General features: G+C 73.0%; 17 protein-coding genes and 1 pseudogene. 13 read left to right on the top strand and 5 right to left on the bottom strand.

Annotated elements, in window-relative coordinates; genetic code table 11:
- Positions 1-38: 38 nt before the first annotated feature.
- From VG276_15250 to VG276_15225, 6 genes are all read left to right on the top strand, one after another.
- On the top strand, positions 39-1004 hold the full coding sequence (locus VG276_15250; GenBank protein ID HEV8650714.1) for an ABC transporter substrate-binding protein: 966 nt from the start codon (positions 39-41) through the stop codon (positions 1002-1004).
- Positions 1005-1177: 173 nt separating this feature from the next.
- Positions 1178-1759, top strand: a complete 582-nt coding sequence (locus VG276_15245) for a hypothetical protein (GenBank protein HEV8650713.1) — start codon at positions 1178-1180, stop codon at positions 1757-1759.
- A 239-nt stretch (positions 1760-1998) separates the two neighbouring features.
- The gene (gatC, locus tag VG276_15240) at positions 1999-2295 is read left to right on the top strand and encodes an Asp-tRNA(Asn)/Glu-tRNA(Gln) amidotransferase subunit GatC (protein ID HEV8650712.1); all 297 of its coding nucleotides are present in this window, start codon (positions 1999-2001) and stop codon (positions 2293-2295) included.
- Entirely contained in the window at positions 2292-3830 is a 1539-nt protein-coding gene (gene gatA / locus VG276_15235) for an Asp-tRNA(Asn)/Glu-tRNA(Gln) amidotransferase subunit GatA (GenBank protein ID HEV8650711.1), read from the top strand. Before gatC ends, gatA begins: the two co-directional genes overlap by 4 nt.
- Positions 3827-5320 (top strand): Asp-tRNA(Asn)/Glu-tRNA(Gln) amidotransferase subunit GatB, encoded by a 1494-nt coding sequence (gatB, locus tag VG276_15230; GenBank protein ID HEV8650710.1) that lies wholly within the window; start codon positions 3827-3829, stop codon positions 5318-5320. Before gatA ends, gatB begins: the two co-directional genes overlap by 4 nt.
- Positions 5321-5331: 11 nt before the next feature.
- Complete coding sequence (locus tag VG276_15225) at positions 5332-6645, top strand: glycosyltransferase family 4 protein (protein ID HEV8650709.1); 1314 nt, start codon at positions 5332-5334, stop codon at positions 6643-6645.
- A gap of 76 nt (positions 6646-6721) precedes the next feature.
- Here VG276_15225 and rsgA read toward each other — a convergent pair whose 3' ends face one another.
- The 5 genes and pseudogenes from rsgA to VG276_15200 all read right to left on the bottom strand — a co-directional run bounded on the left by rsgA (position 6722) and on the right by VG276_15200 (position 12231).
- Positions 6722-7852, bottom strand: a complete 1131-nt coding sequence (rsgA, locus tag VG276_15220; protein ID HEV8650708.1) for a ribosome small subunit-dependent GTPase A — start codon at positions 7850-7852, stop codon at positions 6722-6724.
- 1206 nt (positions 7853-9058) lie between these two features.
- A complete protein-coding gene (locus VG276_15215; GenBank protein ID HEV8650707.1) occupies positions 9059-9526 on the bottom strand; it encodes a DUF3592 domain-containing protein in 468 nt (155 codons plus the stop codon).
- A 364-nt stretch (positions 9527-9890) separates the two neighbouring features.
- Positions 9891-10261 (bottom strand): annotated as a pseudogene (gene ssb, locus VG276_15210) (single-stranded DNA-binding protein).
- A 311-nt stretch (positions 10262-10572) separates the two neighbouring features.
- Positions 10573-11364: a methyltransferase domain-containing protein gene (locus VG276_15205; GenBank protein ID HEV8650706.1), complete on the bottom strand. Its 792-nt coding sequence runs from the start codon at positions 11362-11364 to the stop codon at positions 10573-10575.
- Between the two features lie 12 nt (positions 11365-11376).
- On the bottom strand, positions 11377-12231 hold the full coding sequence (locus tag VG276_15200; GenBank protein ID HEV8650705.1) for a GntR family transcriptional regulator: 855 nt from the start codon (positions 12229-12231) through the stop codon (positions 11377-11379).
- 128 nt (positions 12232-12359) lie between these two features.
- On the opposite strand from VG276_15200, the gene VG276_15195 reads away from it, so the two are divergent.
- The 7 genes from VG276_15195 (at position 12360) to VG276_15165 (ending at position 18880) form a co-directional block, all read left to right on the top strand.
- Positions 12360-12683, top strand: coding sequence for a hypothetical protein (locus VG276_15195; GenBank protein HEV8650704.1), 324 nt, complete (start codon positions 12360-12362; stop codon positions 12681-12683).
- Between the two features lie 138 nt (positions 12684-12821).
- Entirely contained in the window at positions 12822-13115 is a 294-nt protein-coding gene (locus VG276_15190; GenBank protein ID HEV8650703.1) for a hypothetical protein, read from the top strand.
- Positions 13112-14539 carry an FtsK/SpoIIIE domain-containing protein gene (locus tag VG276_15185; protein HEV8650702.1) on the top strand — a complete coding sequence of 476 codons (1428 nt, stop codon included), beginning with the start codon at positions 13112-13114 and terminating at the stop codon, positions 14537-14539. Before VG276_15190 ends, VG276_15185 begins: the two co-directional genes overlap by 4 nt.
- Complete coding sequence (locus tag VG276_15180) at positions 14536-16008, top strand: replication initiator (GenBank protein HEV8650701.1); 1473 nt, start codon at positions 14536-14538, stop codon at positions 16006-16008. Before VG276_15185 ends, VG276_15180 begins: the two co-directional genes overlap by 4 nt.
- Before the next feature lie 30 nt (positions 16009-16038).
- Positions 16039-16254: a helix-turn-helix domain-containing protein gene (locus VG276_15175; GenBank protein ID HEV8650700.1), complete on the top strand. Its 216-nt coding sequence runs from the start codon at positions 16039-16041 to the stop codon at positions 16252-16254.
- A gap of 2 nt (positions 16255-16256) precedes the next feature.
- On the top strand, positions 16257-17441 hold the full coding sequence (locus tag VG276_15170; GenBank protein HEV8650699.1) for a tyrosine-type recombinase/integrase: 1185 nt from the start codon (positions 16257-16259) through the stop codon (positions 17439-17441).
- A 41-nt stretch (positions 17442-17482) separates the two neighbouring features.
- Positions 17483-18880 carry a 3' terminal RNA ribose 2'-O-methyltransferase Hen1 gene (locus VG276_15165; GenBank protein HEV8650698.1) on the top strand — a complete coding sequence of 466 codons (1398 nt, stop codon included), beginning with the start codon at positions 17483-17485 and terminating at the stop codon, positions 18878-18880.
- Position 18881: the final 1 nt, after the last annotated feature.

Below are 18881 nucleotides of genomic sequence, written 5' to 3'. Positions count from 1 at the left end.
TGGCGGCGGGCCGGTCACGAAGGAGAGGGAGGGATGGGATGAAGGGCAGCACCAGGGCACGCGTCGTCGCGGGCATGGCCGCGCTGGGCCTGCTCCTCGCCGCGTGCAGCGGGGCGAAGACCGAGACCGGCGGTGGCGGGTCGGCCGGGGGTGCCAAGGGCACGGTCAAGATCGCCATCAACCCGTGGGTGGGGTACGAGGCGAACGCCGCCGTGGTCGGCTACCTCCTAGAGAAGGAGCTCGGCTACAAGGTCGAGAACAAGAACCTCAAGGAGGAGGTCTCCTGGCAGGGCTTCGAGACCGGCGAGGTCGACGTGATCCTCGAGAACTGGGGCCACGACGACCTCAAGAAGAAGTACATCGAGGAGAAGAAGGTCGCCGTCGAGGTGGGGCCGACCGGCAACCAGGGCATCATCGGCTGGTACGTGCCCGGCTGGATGGCCGAGCAGTACCCCGACATCACCAAGTGGCAGAGCCTCAACAAGTACGCCGACCTGTTCAAGACCTCGGAGTCGAGCGGCAAGGGCCAGCTCCTGGACGGCGACCCGTCGTTCGTCACCAACGACCAGGCGATCGTCAACAACCTCAGCCTGAAGTACAAGGTCGTGTACTCGGGTGGCGAGGCCGCGTCGATCAAGACCGCCGAGCAGGCCGCCAGGCAGCGCAAGCCGCTGCTGTTCTACTTCTGGGAGCCGCACTGGATCCACTCGCAGGAGAAGTTCGTCAAGATCGACCTGCCCGCCTACAAGACCGGGTGTGACGCCGACCCCAAGAAGGTCGCCTGCGACTACCCGCCGTACGTGCTCGACAAGATCGCCAGCAAGAAGTTCGCCGACACCGGCGGGAAGGCCTACCAGCTGATCAAGAACTTCAAGTGGACGAACGAGAACCAGAACGAAGTCGCCAACGCCATGACCAACGACAAGCTCCCGGCCGAGCAGGCGGCCAAGAAGTGGGTCGACGCCCACAAGGACGTCTGGCAAGCCTGGATCCCCACGAGCTGAGCCACCCTGCGGCGACGCGTCCCGGGCCCGCCCAGCTGCGGGTCCGGGACCGGGCCGGCCTCCCAGCTGCGGGCCCAGGGTCGCGCCCGGCCCACAACGGCGGATCCGGCCTCCAGCTGCGGGTCCGGGGTCGCGCCCGGCCTCCGGGTCCGGCCGTGCTACCGTCGATCGAGATGACGCAGTTCCTGGATCCCTGGGACCCGGAGGGTTTCCGCCCGCCCGGCGCGGCAGGGGACGAGCAGGGGCCCGACCCCGAGCCGATCGTGCGCTCGGTCCGGGTCGGCTTCCTGCTCGCCGGGGTGATGGTGGCCGCCATGGTCAACGCCGGGCTGCACGGGGTCCGTGGCGATGCGGGCCTGGGGCCGAGCCTGATCGTGACCGGGATCGCCGGTGCGGTCGTGCTGGCGGCCATGGGCGTTGCGGTGTGGGCGCTGCGCCCGGCCCGCCTGCTGGTGGTGGGCAAGCGCGCCCTGGACGCGCCAGACCCGCGGGAGCGGCGGCCCCGGGCCGAACGGGCCCGGGCCATGGGCTTCCGTGGGCTCGCGATGACCTGGGCCGGCCAGGCCATGGTGCTCGGCTTCCTGCCGGTCGTGGTGGGCCTGATCCTCGAGTCGCTGCACGGCCACAGCTGGGAGCTGCTCGCGTTCGCCGGGATGAGCCTGCTCTCGGGGTTCGTGTTCCAGCGCGAGGTGAGCGACGCGGTTCGCCTGGCCGTGGACGACCCGGAGCTGCGGGCCACCTACGGTCCGAGGTGACCGGCCATCAGGCGTGACGCCAGTGTCATGAGGCGTGCCGGCCGGCCGACCACCATGACCCACCCTTTGACGTCCGGGCACCGGCAAGGTCGCAAATGCGGAGGCGAACGCCCGTCCGGCTTGGGTAGACTCGGCTGTCCGCCGAACCGCTCGCCAGGTGCCGCCCGCACCCTGGCCGCCCCGCACCGGGCGCCGGGAACACCCGAGGCCGTGCCGGGCGGCATCCCCGAAGGAGCAGCATGCCGATCAGCCGCGCCGACGTGCAGCACGTCGCCCGCCTCGCCCGCCTCGCCCTCACCGACGAGGAGCTCGACCGCTTCCAGCCCCAGCTCTCGGTGATCCTCGACGAGGCCGAGAAGGTGAAGCGGCTGCCCACCGAGGGCGTGCCGCCCACCTCGCATCCGCTGCCGCGGGTGAACGTGTGGCGCGACGACACGGTGGGGGAGTGCCTCAGCCGGGAGGACGCGCTGTCCACGGCACCCGAGGTGGAGCAGGACCGCTTCATGGTGCCCCGCATCATCGAGGAGGGGCCATGACCACGGTGCCGCTGCCCGGCCTCACCGCGAGCGAGCTGGCCGGGCGGCTCGCCCGCGGCGAGACCACCGCGGTCGAGGTGACCGAGGCCGCACTGGATCGTATCCGGGCGACCGACGACTTCCTGCACGCCTTCCTCACCGTCACCGACGAGCAGGCCCTGGCCGACGCCCGCTCGGTCGACGAGGCGCGGCGGCGCGGCGAGCCGCTCGGGCCGCTGGCCGGCGTGCCCCTGGCCCTCAAGGACGTGCTGGTCACCAAGGGGGTGCGGACGACCGCCGGGTCCCGCATCCTCGAGGAGTTCCGGCCGCCCTACGACGCGACCGTGGTGGCCCGGCTGCGCCGAGCCGGCGTGATCGTGCTCGGCAAGACCAACATGGACGAGTTCGCCATGGGCTCGTCCACCGAGAACTCCGGGTTCGGGCCGACCCGCAACCCGTGGGACCCGACGCGGGTGCCCGGCGGTTCCAGCGGAGGGTCGGCCGCGGCCGTCGCGGCCGGGCAAGCCGTGCTCGGGATCGGCACCGACACCGGCGGCTCGATCCGCCAGCCGGCCGCGCTGTGCGGCCTCGTCGGCGTGAAGCCGACCTACGGGCTGGTCAGCCGGTACGGGCTGATCGCGTTCGCGTCCTCCCTCGACCAGGTCGGGCCGTTCGCCCGCGACGTGCGCGGCGCCGCCACCCTGCTCGAGGCCGTCGCCGGCCACGACCCGCTCGACTCGACCTCCATCCCGGACGCCCCCAGCGACGTCACCTCCGGGCTCGAGCGGGGGATCGAGGGGATGCGGATCGGCCGGGTGGCCGAGCTGTTCCCGTCCGAGGGCACCGAGCCGGGGGTGCTCGCCCGGGTCGGCGAGGGCGTCGACCGCCTCGAGCGGCTCGGCGCCCGGGTCGAGGAGTGCTCGCTGCCGTCGTTCGAGTACGCCTTGAGCGCCTACTACCTGATCGCCCCGGCCGAGGCGTCGTCGAACCTGGCCCGCTACGACGGCGTGCGCTGGGGCCTGCGGGTCAAGGACGCCACCGACGTGGTCGACATGATGCAGCGCACCCGCGAGGCCGGCTTCGGGGCAGAGGTGAAGAGACGCATCATGCTCGGCACCTACGCGCTCTCCGCCGGCTACTACGACGCCTACTACGGCCAGGCCCAGAAGGTCCGCACGCTGGTGCTGCGCGACCTCGAGCGGGCCTTCGAGCGCTTCGACCTGCTGGTCGGCCCGACCACGCCGACGGTGGCGTTCCCGCTCGGGGCTCGCGTCGACGACCCGCTCGCGATGTACCTGTCGGACGTGTTCACCGTCCCGGTCAACCTGGCCGGGAACGCGGCCGTGTCGGTGCCGGCAGGCCTGTCCGACGGCCTGCCGGTCGGGCTCCAGCTCATCGCGCCCCCGCTCGGCGAGGCCACCATGCTCCGTGCCGCCTGGGCGTTCGAGCAGGACCTCGGCTTCGCCGAGCGGCCCCGCGAGATCATCATCGACGACCGGGTCCAGATCGCCCCCAACGGCGACAGCCCCGACGCCATCAGGGAGGTGCGGCCGTGACGTCCTCCGTGGCCGAGGAGACCACCGCCCGTCACTACGAGACCGTCATCGGGATCGAGACCCACTGCGAGCTGGCCACCGCCACCAAGATGTTCTGCGCCTGCCCGACCGCGTTCGGGGCCGGGCCGAACACCCAGGTCTGCCCGGTCTGCCTGGGCGAGCCGGGCTCGCTGCCGGTGGTGAACGGGCGGGCCGTCGAGTTCGCCGCCCGCATCGGCCTAGCCCTGAACTGCCGCATCGCCGAGCGCTCCCAGTTCCACCGCAAGAACTACTTCTATCCCGACATGCCCAAGAACTACCAGATCAGCCAGTACGACGAGCCGTTGTGCACCGGCGGGCACCTCGATGTGGAAGTCGACGGCGAGCTGCGGCGGATCGGCATCACCCGCGTGCACCTCGAGGAGGACACCGGCAAGACCCTGCACGTCGGCACCACCGGCCGCATCCACGGGGCCGACTACTCGCTGGTCGACTACAACCGGGCCGGCATCCCGCTGGTCGAGATCGTCTCCGAGCCGGACCTGCGCAGCGCCGAGGAGGCCCGCGCCTACGCCGAGGAGCTGCGGGCGGTGCTGCTCGCCCTCGAGGTCTCGGACGCCAAGCTCGAAGAGGGCTCGATGCGCTTCGACGTCAACATCTCGCTGCGGCCGGTCGGGCACGCCCAGCTCGGCACCAAGGTCGAGCTGAAGAACCTCAACTCCCTCCGCAGCCTGTACCGCGCGGTCGGCTACGAGGCCGAGCGGCAGCGCCGGGTCCTGGCCGACGGCGGCCGGCTGGTGCAGGAGACCCGGCACTGGGACGAGGGCACGGGCCGCACCGAGCCGATGCGCTCCAAGGAGTTCGCCACCGACTACCGCTACTTCCCAGAGCCCGACCTGGTGCCGGTCGAGGCGACCGCCGACTGGGTCGACGGGATCCGCGAGATCCTGCCCGAGCTGCCCGCCGAGCGCCGGCGCCGCCTGGCCGAGGCGACCGGCCTCGGCCCCAAGGAGGTCGGCTGGCTGGCCCGCGACACCGAGGTGCTCACCTACTTCGAGCGGGTGGCCAAGGGGAGGGACCCGGGGGTGGTGGCCGCCTGGGTGATGGGAGAGCTGCAACGCAACCTGCGCGAGTTCGAGCGGGCCATGGCCGACAACCCGGTGGGCCCGGAGCGCCTCGGCGAGCTGCTCGACCTGGTCGCGGCGGGGACGGTCTCGGCCACCGCGGCCAAGGAGGTGCTGGCCGAGATGTTCACCTCCGAGGCCGGCCCGGCGACCATCGTCGAGCGCAAGGGCCTGGCCCAGATCTCCGACACCGGCGAGCTGGAGGCGGCCGTCGCGGCGGTGGTGGCGGCCAACCCCGACCTGGCCGAGAGGTACCGGGGCGGCAAGCAGGGCGTGCTCGGCGCGCTGGTCGGGCAGGTCATGCGCGAGACCCGGGGCCGGGCGAACCCCAAGCTGGCCAACGAGCTGCTGCGGCGCGCCATCACCACGACGGGGGAGCGGCCATAGCCGTCGTCGGGATGGTGTCGACCCGGTTCGCCGGGACCGACGGCGTCACCCTGGAGGCGGCCAAGCTGGCCGAGGTGCTGGAGGCGGCCGGTCACCGGGTCGCCTGGTTCGCGGGCGAGCTGGGCGAGCGCTTCCAGCCTGGCCTGCTGCACCCGCCGGCGCACTTCGAGACGCCCGCCAACCGGGCCCTCGAAGCTGCCTGCTTCGGGGTGCGCACCCGCTCGCCGGCAACCACGGCCACGATCCGCGAGCGCACCGAGGACCTCAAGACGGCCCTGCGGGCGTTCCTGGCCGGCCACGGGGTCGAGGTGGTAGTCGCCCAGAACGTCCTCTGCCTGCCGATGCAGCTCCCGCTCGGACTCGCCCTGACCGAGGTGCTGGTCGAGCAGGACATGCCGGCGCTCGCCCACCACCACGACTTCTGGTGGGAGCGGGAGCGGTTCGCGCCCAACGCCGCCGCCGACGTCCTCGGGGCCGCGTTCCCGCCCATCCTGCCCGGCATGGAGCACCTGGTCATCAACTCGCTGGCAGCGGCCGAGCTGACCCGGCGGCGCGGGGTGGCCGCCACCGTGCTCCCGAACGTCATGGACTTCGAGCGCGGCCCGGAACGCCCGGGCGACCCCGACCGCTTCCGCCGGGCGGCCGGCCTGGCCGGCGACGACGTGCTGCTCCTGCAGCCGACCAGGGTGGTGCCCCGCAAGGGCATCGAGACCACCATCGACCTGGCCGCCGCCCTGGACGGCCCGGTCAGGGTGGTGGTGACCCACGCCGAGGGCGACGAGGGAGTCGAGTACGGCGCCCGGCTCCGGGAGCAGGCCGAGCGGCTCGGGGTCGACCTCCGCTTCGTCCCCGTCGAGGCTGGGGGCGCAGACGGGCCTGCCCCGGAGCCCCGGTCGGCGCCCCGGTCAAGGACCCAGGTCGCGCGGCTGTCCGGCTCCCTGCCGGCCCGGCGTGCTCGACCGCGACGCCAATACCTGACCAGCGCTCTGGCCGGCGCCTACGCCGCCGCCGACCTGGTCTGCTACCCCTCGACCTGGGAGGGGTTCGGCAACGCGCTGCTCGAGGCGTTCTTCCACCGGCGGCCGGTGCTGGTCAACCGCTACGCGGTCTACGTCGCCGACATCGCCCCGGCCGGCGTGCGCTGCATCGAGCTGGACGGCGGCCTGACGCCCGAGACGGTCGGGCGGGTGCGGAGGCTACTGGCCGACCCGCAGCGCTGGCGTGAGACGGTCGAGGCCAACTACGAGGCCTGCCAGCGCCACTTCTCCTACGCGACCGTGCGCGAGCGGGTGCTCCCCCTGCTCGACCGGGTCGCCGCCACCTGAGCAGGGGATCCGAGGCTCAGGCGGCGGGAGCGGTGCCAACGGCTCGGCCGCCGCTCGACTTGCTGGGGCGGGTCGCCTACTGGGTCCGCTTGGCGTGGTCCCGCATGGCCTTGTTCACCACCCGCCAGCGGCGGCGCTGCTCGGCCCGGGCCCGCTGGTCGTGGCGGATCTCCAGGGCGCGCAGCTCGCGCTGCAGCTTGTGCCAGCCGGCGAGCCGGTCGGCGGGCAGCTCGCCGTCCTCGACCGCCCGGCGCACCGCGCAGCCCGGCTCGGCCTCGTGCCGGCAGTCTGAGAAGCGGCAGCCGGCGGCCAGGGTGTCGATGTCGTCGAACGCCTCCCGGGCGCCCTCCTCCGCCGACCAGAGCTGCAGCTCGCGCATGCCAGGGGTGTCGACGAGCATGCCGCCGCCGGGCAGGCGGAACAGCTCGCGGTGGGTGGTGGTGTGCCTGCCCCTTCCGTCCGCTCTGACCTCCGCGGTGGCCAGCACCTCCCGTCCGAGGAAGTGGTTGACCAGCGTCGACTTGCCCACGCCGGACGAGCCGAGCAGGGCGACGGTCTGGCCGCCCTCGAGGTGGCCGGCCAGCTCGTCGAGACCCTGGCCGGTGACCGCGCTGACGGCGTGGACGTCGACGCCGGGGGCGACCTGGGCCGCCTCGGTCAGCTGCTCGTCGACCGCGTCGCTCAGGTCGGCCTTGGTCAGGACCACCACCGGGGTGGCGCCGCTCTCCCAGGCCATCGTGAGGTACCGCTCGAGCCAGCGCGGCTTCAGGTCGCCGGTGAGCGCGACGACCAGGAACACGACGTCCACGTTGGCGGCCACCACCTGCTCCTGGGTGGCCTTGCCGGCCTGGTGGCGCGAGAACGCGGACCGGCGGGGGAGCACGGCCACGACCGAGGCCCGGCCGCCGTCCGCGCCGCCCTGCAGGCAGACCCAGTCGCCCACGGCGGGGAGGTCGGCCGGCCCGGCCGCCTGGTGGCGGAGCCGGCCGGTGACCGCGGCGGTCACCTCGCCGTCCCCGATGGCAACCACGTAGGCGCCCCGGTGGGCGGCGACGACCCGGCCGGGCCGGTGTCCCTCGCGAGCGTACGGCTCGAAGCTGGTCGCGAAGAACGGGCCCCAACCGAGCGCCTCAAGTCCTGGCGTGAAGTTCCTCCTGTGCCGCTGCGTGATCCCCGCCAGTGTGGCCGCCACGGTGGCCGGGCGCATGCGATTTTCCACGCGCCCACGTCGTCCGGGTCCGGTCGTCCGGGTCCGGTCGGCCGGGTCCGGTCGTCCGGGTCCGCTCGGCCAGGGTCTGCAGCGTGACGCGGGTGGCGCGCTCGGCGGCCTCCCCCCGGACAGCGGCCGCTCGCTCCACGACCGTGATGAAGCCTTCATAGTCCATGGCGGGCTCTTGGCTGGCTCGTCGCTGTCCCACACTGTACGCCCCGCTGTTCGACGGCCCGGACAGCGCCGGTCATACCGCGGCCGCCTGGCGCTCGGGCACCGGTGGGACCGCAAATCGCGTTGCCAGCGTGCTTGGCAGGGCTAGGATCAGGCCAAATGCTGCTCACCCTCACGACGACCCATCGGCCGGCGACCGACCTCGGCTACCTGCTGCACAAGCACCCCGGAGGAGGGAGATGACCTTGGGGAGATCGTGGGATGACCAGCTCAGGCGGCGTCCCGGTGACCGCCGTTGTCCGTGACGGACTGCTGAAGGCTGCTGCGACTGGCACGCCGATGGCACGGCCAGCGAGAACACGAACGTGCCTCGGGCCCCGGCAGCGTTGGGTATCCGGTCCCGTCCGGGCGCGGACGCCTCTTGGCGCTCCGGTCCTCCGCGACCAGGGACCGGATCGGCCGGCCGGGCACGGCAAGGCCGATCAAAGCCCGGAGAACCACGAGCTTGGGAAGCACTGTCGGGCTGCCCATCAGCGGCCGGCGGCGAAGCTCAGCGGGCCGAACGGCTGACCGCGGTTGACCGTCGGTGACCGTTGCGAACCGCTGCTTGGGGGCACGCCAAGGGCACGGCCGGCGAGGACGAACGTGGCTCGGACCTGGTAGCGATGGTCACCAGCTCGCGTGGCGGTGGGGTTCGTCCTGGCGACCACTGCCTCGTTTGGCAAGCCGCCGGAGGTGGCGCGGCAGCCCGGACCTCATCCTTATCAGGTGTGTTCCGGTCATGCGGTCAATGCTGCGAGAGCGGGTGAGGCCAGCTCAGCGGTGGGGCGGATGTGACCGTGGTTGTCCGCTCGATACCAGGTTTGCCCGTCCGTTGTGGCACGCGGGTGGCACGGCCGGCGAGGACGAACGTGGTTCGGGCCTGTCGGCGGCAGCATCAGCTCGCGTGCGGGGCGAGGCCCGCCGAGGGCGACCACCTGCCTTGTTGGCGATCTGCCGAAGGCTGCAGCAGTTGGGTAGGTGCCCTACTTACCAAGGGCGTAACAGCAGATATACCGCGCCACTCATGACGAGTATCCCGAGTCCGGCACCCCACAAGGCGAGAGGTCCGGCCCAGCGGTTGCCCCACTTGTCCAGTCGCGCATGTCGCGGGTTGGCCGGGTCGTAGACGACGTTGACTGAATCGCCGACTCGGAGCGAGCCGTCGTCGGCCTGGAATCGCGCGACTTGCTCGTAGGCGGTGCGGAACTCGACGATCGGAAAGCGCCGAGTCACATCGACCCAGCGGGCGTTGTCGCCTGACCCCCTCCGCTCGCTTACAACGGCTTCGTCGACCCTGACAACGACGCCCTTTGCGGGTTCGGCGGTTGCCAGGAAGCGCCGGGTATCGGCCCACATCTTGAAGCCGAAGCCCACCAGGACCACACCAAGCAGCATCATCGCGATCAGGACGACCCGCAGCACGCTCAGGTCGCCCCACCTCACCCGCGGCTTCATGGTGATCCTTCCTCAGCCGCCCCGCCAGCACCGCCCAAGGGTCGGGCCGGCTGCTTGCCTTACAGGATCTCACCCCCCATACTCGCGCCACCACCCCGACGTTGATCCTGACGACAGGCGCGCGGTCCGGATGAAGCGCCGGCCAGCCCCTGCGGCGCAGATGGCAGGAGGGCAGGTCGCAGCTCCCGTCGCTGTGCTGCCGGCCGAGGACGGCCGCCGCAGGCGGCCGCCCGCAGGGCCGGCCTTGAGGGGGTAGAGAAAGTACTCACAGCCACCCTCACCAGCACGGACACGACGGAGCGGGACGCCGGCATGCTGCTCGCCCACCAGCGTCCCTGCTCCGCCGCATCGCTGCTCGACGTGGCTACCTGCTCGTGCTCCTCGTCGCCCTGGTCATGGTCGCCGTCGCCCACCGCAGGCTCGGCCCCAGCTCCTCGGCCACGACCTCGACCACCGACCGGGCGCTGCGGTCCTCGGCCTGCCACGACCGCTGCACCAGCCGGCCCACGACCACGACCCGGCTGCCCCTGCCAGCGACTCGGCCGCATGCTCGGCCTGCTCACGCCACACAACGACCGCGTAGGACGACGGCTCCCCGTCCTTCCACCTATCACCGTCGCGGACCTGGCCAGTCACCGCCACCCGGAACGTCGCCTTGGCCGTGCCGCTGGGGGTGTACCGCAGCTCGGGATCGTCGGTCAGGTTGCCGGCAAGCGCCACGCTCGTCTCGGCCATGCTGTGCCTCCTCTGTGCTCCTGGCCGGGCGGTGCTGCCCTGCCCTTGGAACGGGGGCACGGTGGCTACCGAGGCATGCCGAAGGCCGCCAGGGGCAAGCCGCGGAGCGAACGAACCCGGCCCGCTCGATCGAGGCTGCCGGCCCGTGGCCGCTCGGGTGCCGGGTTGGTTCGGGGAGCGGCTTGCGGCTGGCGGGTCGGGCATGCCATCTATCGTCCGGCCAGATCCCTCCACCCTGGGCGCGGTGGGAGATCGAGGCTCACATCGCGAGAGCCGCTCGCGGCCCGTCCCAGGCGCCGTGCTGGATGCGGCTACCGGCTTGCGAGGAACAGGTAGCGGTTGAGGCTGAAGAAGTACCGCCCTTCCCACCCGAGCCAGTGGAGGTCCTGGGTCCAGGCGTCGGCTTCGTCGCGGGTGAGGCTGCCCCGGGCGACGGCGAAGTCGGCCATGATTTCGCCGTTGGCCACGCTGTAGGTGTTGGGGTCGTACTCGGGGTTGAGCAGCACCAGCACCTCGGGGTGGTCGACCTGGAACCCGGCGTCACGGAGCCGGCGGGCCAGGGTACGGGGCAGGTGCGGGTCGGCGAACCGCTCCATCCACGCAGCCAGGAGCCGCCCCATCCGCTCGGCGTCGGTGGCGTGCCAGACGATGGAGTCCCAGTCGGTGTCGAGGATCAGCGCCCGCCCCCCAGGCCGCAGCACCCGATGAAGCTCGGCCAGCGCCGTGGGCAGGTCGCCGACGTACTCGTAGACCTGGGTGGACACCGCCACGTCGAAGGTCGCATCGCCAAATGGCAGGGCGGTGGCGTCGGCCTTGACGAAGCTCACCCGCCCGGCCCCAGCCAGGTCGGCGCTGCGGCGTTGTCCGAGGGCGAGCATGGCATCGCTGACATCGAGGCCGGTGACGTTCCCGGCCGGGCCGACCTCCTGGGCCATCTCGGTGGCCAGCAGGCCCGGCCCGGAGCCGACATCGAGGACGCGCTCGCCTGGCCGCAGCGCCAGCGCCCGCAGGGTCGCGCGTCGCTGCTCGACCACGTCCGGAGTCAGGTAGGCGGCTTCGAGCTTGCGGGAGGCGGTGGCATCGAACACGGACTCGGCGGTCATGGCGGCTCCCTCTCACACGCCGGCAGCCGTGGCGGCACCAGACACGCCGGCAGGCTCGTCGTCGTCGCCGTCCGACCCTTCGTAGGTCTCGAACACGATCACGTTACCGGTGGCCGGCCGGACGCTGACCAGGGCCTCCAGCGCTTCGTCCTGGGCGCCGTAGGTACCGTGCGTGATCTCGATGACGACCCGGCCGTCAAGCGGTTGCAGGCCCGGGTCGGGGCCGAAGGCGCGCAGCTCCTCGTCGGCGGCCAGGCGCGAGCGGGCCTCGTTGTAGGTCCGCAGCACGCGATAGCCGGCGCCTTCCAGGACGCCCACCACCCCACCAGGCGGGAAGTCGCCTGGCGCCATCAGGGCGGTGCCCTCGGCGACGGCGGCCGGGAAGTAGCTGATGCTCAGCTCGGCGACCCGGCCGTCGATCAGCAGCTCCCGCGCCCGCGCCCAGACCCGGTCGCCTGGGTCCAGGCGTAGCAGCGCCGCGACCGGCTCGGGCGCGCCGGTCCAGCCGGCATGGACGGTTCGCTTGAGGACCTGGCGGCCTTGCATGTCGCCGCCGAACACTAGGCCGCGGGCCTCGCGGGCGCGGGCGTAGCGGCGGTTCATGGGCCAGCGGTCCGGACGCTGGGCGCGGGGCACGACCACCGGGCGTAGGCCGGGTCGGCCGATCACAAGCCCTTCGCTGATGAGCTGTTGGACGGCACGGGCGGCGGTCTTGTCGCTGACGCCGTACTGGCTGCCGAGTTCGGTGGCGCCGGGTAGCTCGTCGCGGGTGGGGTCGTCGGGGCTGGGCTCGTAGGCGCCAGCGAGGATGTCGGCGCGGATGGCATCGGCGATCTGGCCGTAGGCCGTCTGCCGGGAAAAGGGCACGAAGTCGCCTCCCAAGGGAGTTCAAAGCGGGACCGGCTCGGGCGTGATCCTAGCGGGTTCGGAACCTGGTGGACAGGAACGTAGGAACGTAGTACCGTGCCTCCACCCTACCTGAGAGGAGGAGCCTCGTGAAGCTCCCCGTGGACACCTCGGCGATCGCGTTCCTGTGCGCGATGCCGCCCGAGCCGGTGATCGACTTCGAGACCAAGCGCCCAAGGGCCGACGACAACGGCGAACCCCTGTTCGCCGTGCAGCTGGTCGCCCTGGCCGAGGGCTCGGCCGAGATCATCGCGGTCAAGACCGCCGGGACCGCCCCAGCGGTGCGCCAGGGCCAGCCGGTCAAGGTCGTGGGGCTGGTCGCCCAGCCCTGGACGATGGGCGACCGCTCCGGCGTGGCGTTCCGCGCCCAGCGCGTCGAGCCCGTCGCCGCCCAGGCCGCACGCGCGAGCTGACCAGAAGGGAGGGATGCCCTAGACGCTTCGCGCGAGGGAGGGGACCGGCGACACCGCGTGGACACGGCCCGGTCCCCTCCACCCACACACAGCCGGGCGCTGCTAACGCCCGGCCTTCGCATCAAGGAGTGGAGCCCCATGACGCCCGCCCATCCTCGCCGACCCTCGGCGCTGCACGCCACCCTCCTCGCCCAGCCCGGCACCGACTACCAGCCCGACGCCTGGCCGGCCCACGATGGGACCTGGCAGGGCTCGGTCCGCTACGACGCCGGCCCGCTGTATGTCACCGTGCAAGGTCCCTCGGCTGCGCTGCGGGAGCTGGCCGCCGCCCTGGTGGCTGCCGCCGACCAGGCCGACCAGCACACCGCCACCCCTCCTGCTGCGCCCGCGACCGACGACCCGGACCCGATGCCCGAGGGGGTGGCATCGTGACCTGGGGCCACCCCAACGACCGCTATCGGCATCCGGTGGGCTGGGGCGCCTGGACCGAGACACCCCCGGTCATCACCGAACCGGTCATCCGCCACCGCCCGGCGGACTGGCTGTTCACCGGCCTGGCGCGCCCCGCCTGGGCCTATCGGGTCGAGCTGACCCTGATCGGCCTGCTCGCGGTCGCCTACTTCTGGCTGGTCGGCCGCGTCGGCTGGGCCGCCGACGCGATCATCCTGGCCGCCGCCGTCATCGTGGCGGCCGTGCCGTGGACGCGGGAGCACCTGGCCCGGCTGCTGTACCGCGCCCACCTGCGCCGCCGCTGGGCGCTGGCCTGCCGCCACGCCGACCTCGCTACCCGCAACGACCGCGTCCCCCGCGTCACCGGCTGCACGCTCACCCGCGCCGGCGAGCAGCTCCGCGTCCGCATCCCCGCCGGCAGCCAGGTCCCCGACGTGGAGCAGGCCGCCGAGCGGATCGCGGCGTTCCTGTCGGTGCGGGAGGTCCGGGTCACCCGGGCGCCGGAGAGCGCCCGCTACGCCCGGGTGGTGGTGCTGCGCCGCGACCCGCTCGCCGACCCCCGCCCGATCCCCTGGCCCTGGACGGCTCGCGAGTCGTGCTCGCTGTGGGCGCCGGTCCCGGTCGGGCTGGACGAGGACGGCACCCAGGTCACCGTCACCCTGCCCTACCGCAACCTGCTCCTCGGCGGGGAGCCCGACGCCGGCAAGTCCTCCATCCTCCAACTCCTGATCGCGGTCGGCGCGCTGGACCCTGGCGTGCGGCTGACGCTGTTTGACCCGAAGCTCGTGGAGCTGGCGGTGTGGCAGGGCTGCACCGCCCGGCTGGTGGGGCCCAACGTCGACGAGGCGATCGACGTGCTGCGCGCGCTGCTGGCCGAGCTGGACGACCGCTACCTGACCTTGCTCGCCAACCAGGCGCGCAAGGTCACCGAGGGCGACGGGCTGGCGCTGCACCTGGTCGGGGTGGAGGAGCTGGCCTTCTACACCAACGGCCCCAACCGCAAGGCCAACGCGGAGTTCTCGGTCCTGCTGCGCGACTTCGTGGCCCGGGGCCGCGCCGGCGGCATGGTCGCGGTGGCGACGACGCAGAAGCCCTCGGCGGATGTGGTGCCGAGCTACCTGCGGGACCTGTTCGGGTTCCGCTGGGCGCTGCGCTGCTCGACCCCCGACGCCTCCGACACCATCCTCGGGCGCGGCTGGGCGAGCCAGGGCTACTCGGCGGCGACGATCGACCCGGCGATCCGCGGGGTGGGCTACCTGCTGCAGGAGGGCGGCGTGCCGACCCGGCTGCGGGCCTGCTACCTCGACGACGAGCAGCTCGCCACCATCGCCCGCCGCGCCGAAGCCCTCCGCGCGCCTCGGCCGGCGGAGCGGCCGACGCTGCGGATCGTGGACGAGCCCGCATGACCGAGCCGGTCGCGATGGGCGAGGTCCTGCCTGGGGTGCTCGCTGAGGTCATCGACCGGGCCGGGCCGGGCTACCAGCGGTGGGCCGAGCTGGTCGCCCAGGCCGGCTACTGCTCGCATCCCATCCGCCTGGCCGGCCGGGTCGAGCACGCCGACCAGCAGACCGGCGAGGTCCGCCAGGTCTACTCCACCGATGCCGAGCCGGACGGGGTGCTGCTCAAGGCGTGCGGGAACCGGCTCGCCTCCCGCTGCCCCTCCTGCTCGGCGGTCCATCAGGCCGACACCTACCACCTGGTGAGCGCCGGCCTGGCCGGCGGCAAGGGCGTCCCCGCCACCGTCGCGGCGCATCCCCGGCTGTTCGTGACCTTCACCGCCCCCAGCTTCGGGCGGGTCCACACCCGGCAGACCCAGGGCCGGCTCGTACTGCCCTGCCACCCCTACCGGCAGGGCCGGGTCTGCGCCCACGGCCGGCGGGCGGGCTGCTGGCACCGTCACGAGGCCGAGGACCAGGCCCTCGGCGAGCCGATCTGCCCGCAGTGCTACGACGGGGAGGGGCAGGTGCTGTGGAACGCGCTCGCCCCGGAGCTGTGGCGGCGCACCACCGAGTACCTCCGCCGCGCCCTGGCCCAGCTCGCGGGGCTCACCCTGGCTGAGTGCAACGCCACCGTCCGACCGGCGTTCGTGAAGGTGGCCGAGTTCCAGCGCCGCGGGGCGATCCACCTGCACGCCGTCATCCGCCTGGACGCCGCGCCCCCGGAGGACGACCCCGGGCGGGTCGCCCCACCCCCACCCGGATTCACCGCCGACCTGCTCGAGCAGGCCGTCAGGCAGGCCGCCGCGCGGGTGTTCGCGCCTGTGCCGCCCCTCGGCGATGACTCCGCCACCCCCATGCGGGCGGCCGTGTGGGGCGACCAGCTCGACCTCCGGCGGCTACCCGCGCCGAAGCCGGGGGAGACCAGCGCCGAGACGGTCGCCGGCTACCTCGCCAAGTACGTCACCAAGAGCACCGAGGCCCTCGGCGCCCGCCTAGACCGCCGCCTCGGCCCCGACGACCTCGACCGCCTCGACGCGCCCGCCCACGTCGCCGAGCTCGTCCACGCCGCCTGGCGCCTCGGCGACCGCCCCGGCCTGGCGAAGCTCCGCCTTCGCCAGTGGGCGCACCTGCTCGGCTTCGGCGGCCACTTCGCGACCAAGAGCCGCCGCTACTCCACCACGATGACCGCCATCCGCCGCGCCCGCGTTGCCTACGCGCTCCGCCGGCGCCGGCGCGACCTCACCCCCCTCGGCGACCACGACCAGGACGCCGCCGAGGATGCCGCCGTGGTGGTGCTGGCGACCTGGGCCTACGTCGGTGCGGGCTACGCCACCGAAGGCGAGACCTGGCTCGCCCTGTCGGCCGCCGCCCGCGCCAGGGAGCGGCGCCGCATCGCCCGCGAGGAGCTGTACACCACCACGCCGACCGCCGCCTGACCGTTCGCCCGCCGGGGGAGGACACCGAAGTTGGACACGCTGTTGACCGTCGAGCAGGCCGCCGAGCGCCTGGGGACCTCGACGCGCTTCGTCCGCCGCCTGATCTTTGAGCGGCGCATCGCCTACGCCAAGCTCGGCCGCCACGTCCGCATCGCCGAGCACGACCTCATCAACTACGTCGCCGCCGGCCGCGTTGAGCGGATGGTGCTGCCAGCGCCGGCCCGCTCCTGGCGTCGGGGAGCCTAGCAATGGCCGCCAAGCGCGAGCGCCGAGTGTTCGGCTCGGTCCGCCGGCTGGCCTCCGGGCGCTGGCAGGTCCGCTACCGCGACCTGCACGGCACGCCGCATACCGGCCCGAACACGTTCACCACCAAGGCCGACGCCACCCGCTACCTTGCGCTGGTCGAGGCTGACCTGACCCGGGGCGCCTGGGCCGACCCGAAGCTCGGCCGGGTCACCTTCGCCGAGTGGGCCGAACGGTGGGAGCAGACCATCACCACGCTGCGCCCGACCACCCGCGACCTGTACGCCTACCTGCTGCGTCGCTTCCTGCTACCCACGTTCGGGGCGACATCGCTGGCCAGCATCGACCTGATGGCGGTCCAGACCTGGCTGGCCGAGCTGCGGGTCGCCGGCAAGTTGAGCCCCAACACAATCGCCAAGGCGTACCGGCTGCTGAGCCGCATCCTCGCAAGCGCGGTGCAGGGCGGGTATCTCCCGCACAACCCCTGTGTCATCAGGGGCGCGGGCAGCGAGCGCGCTCCGGAGATGAAGTTCGCCACGGTGGCGCAGGTGGCGAAGCTGGCTGACGTGGTTGCTCCGCGCTTCCGGGCGCTGGTCCTGCTGGCTGCCTACGGCGGGCTCCGCTGGGGCGAGCTGGTCGGCCTGCGTGTCCAGCGCGCCGACCTGCTGCACCGGACCGTCACCGTGGCCGAGCAGGTCACCGAGGTCAACGGCCATTTCATCGTCGGTCCGCCGAAGACCCAGGCCGGCAGGCGCACCGTGACCCTGCCCGACGTGGCCGCCGCCGCCCTCGCCGAGCACCTTGACCACCACGCCCAGCCGAATCCTGACGGGCTCGTGTTCACGAACTCCACCGGCGGGTTCCTCGATCACAGCCACTTCTACAACCGGGTCTGGATGCCCGCGACGCTGGCGGCCGGCGTGCCGGGGCTGCGCTTCCACGATCTCCGCCACACCGCCGCGACGCTCGCGATCGCCGCTGGGGCGAACACCCGGGAGCTGATGGAGCGCATGGGTCACACGTCGGTCACCGTGGCCCTGCGCTACCAGCATGTGATGGGCGGTCGGGACGCGGCCATCGCGGCAGCCCTGGATCGGTTGGTCGAGGCGGCTGCGCTCGGCCCAGAGGATCCGGCGGCCGGGCGTAGTGGCACGGGGGTGGCACGACGGCGACGTGGGCGGAGCGCGTAATCTCGTTGCCAGCGTGCTTGGCAGGGCTAGGATCAGGCCAAATGCTGCTCACCCTCACGACGACCCATCGGCCGGCGACCGACCTCGGCTACCTGCTGCACAAGAACCCGGCCAGGGTGCAGTCGGTCGAGCTGTCCTTCGGCGCCGCCCACGTGTTCTACCCGGAGGCGGAGCCCGGGCGGTGCACGGCCGCGCTCCTGCTCGACGTCGACCCGGTCGGCCTGGTGCGGGACCGGACCGGGCCGGCAGGCAACGACCTGCTGCTGGCCAGGTACGTCAACGACCGGCCCTACGTGGCCTCGTCGTTCATGAGCGTCGCGCTCGCGCGGGCGTTCGGCACCGCCATGGGTGGGCGCAGCAAGGAGCGCCCGGAGCTGGCCGCCACCCCCATCCCGCTCCGGGCCGAGCTGCCCGTGGTGCCCTGCCGGGGCGGCGAAGGCCTGGTGCGCCGCTTGTTCGAGCCGCTCGGCTACGCCGTCAGCGCCAAGCCGCTCCCACTCGACCCGCGCTTCCCGGCCTGGGGTGCGAGCAGCTACGTGCGCCTGGCCTGCCAGGCCACGGTCCGCCTGGCCGACCTGCTCGCCCACCTGTACGTGCTGCTGCCGGTGCTCGACGACGACAAGCACTACTGGGTCGGCGCGGACGAGATCGACAAGCTGCAGCGGCGGGGTGGCGAGTGGCTCGCCGCCCACCCGGAGCGCGACCTGGTGGTGCGGCGCTACCTCGTCCACGACCGGCGCCTGACCCGGGAGGCCCTGGCCCGCATCACCGACGAGGACCAGGCCGACCCGGACCGGGTCGAGGCCCAGCACGACCGCGCCGAGGAGGAGGTCGAGGAGCGCATCAGCCTGGCCGAGCAGCGGCTCGGCAGCGTCGTGGCCGTGCTCAGGGCCGCCGGCGCCCACCGGATCCTCGACCTCGGCTGCGGCTCGGGCAAGCTGCTGGCCGCGCTGCTCCGCGACGGGCAGTTCACCGAGGTCCTCGGCGTCGACGTGTCGTTCAGGGCGCTCGAGGCGGCCGCCAGGCGCCTGCACCTGGACCGGATGGCGCCAGCCCAGCGGGCGCGGGTCCGGCTCGAGCAAGGCTCGCTCACCTACCAGGACGAGCGGCTGGCCGGCTGGGACGCCGCCGCCGTGGTCGAGGTCGTCGAGCACCTCGACCCGGGCCGGCTCGCCACCTTCGAGCAGGTCCTGTTCGGCGCCGCCCGGCCACCCACCGTGGTCGTGACCACCCCCAACGTCGAGTACAACCCCCGCTTCGGGCTGCCAGCCGGCACCCTGCGCCACCGCGACCACCGCTTCGAGTGGACCAGGGCGGAGTTCCGCGCCTGGGCCGAGGCCGTCGCCGCCGGGCACGGCTACGCGGTCCGCTTCCTGCCCGTCGGTCCCGAGGACCCGGAGGCCGGCCCGCCCACCCAGATGGGGGTGTTCCAGCGGTGAG

The sequence above is a fragment of the Actinomycetes bacterium genome (assembly GCA_036000965.1).
Lineage (GTDB): Bacteria > Actinomycetota > CALGFH01 > CALGFH01 > CALGFH01 > DASYUT01.
Note: the sequence above shows the minus strand (reverse complement) of the source record. Positions and strands in the feature narration are given on the sequence as shown.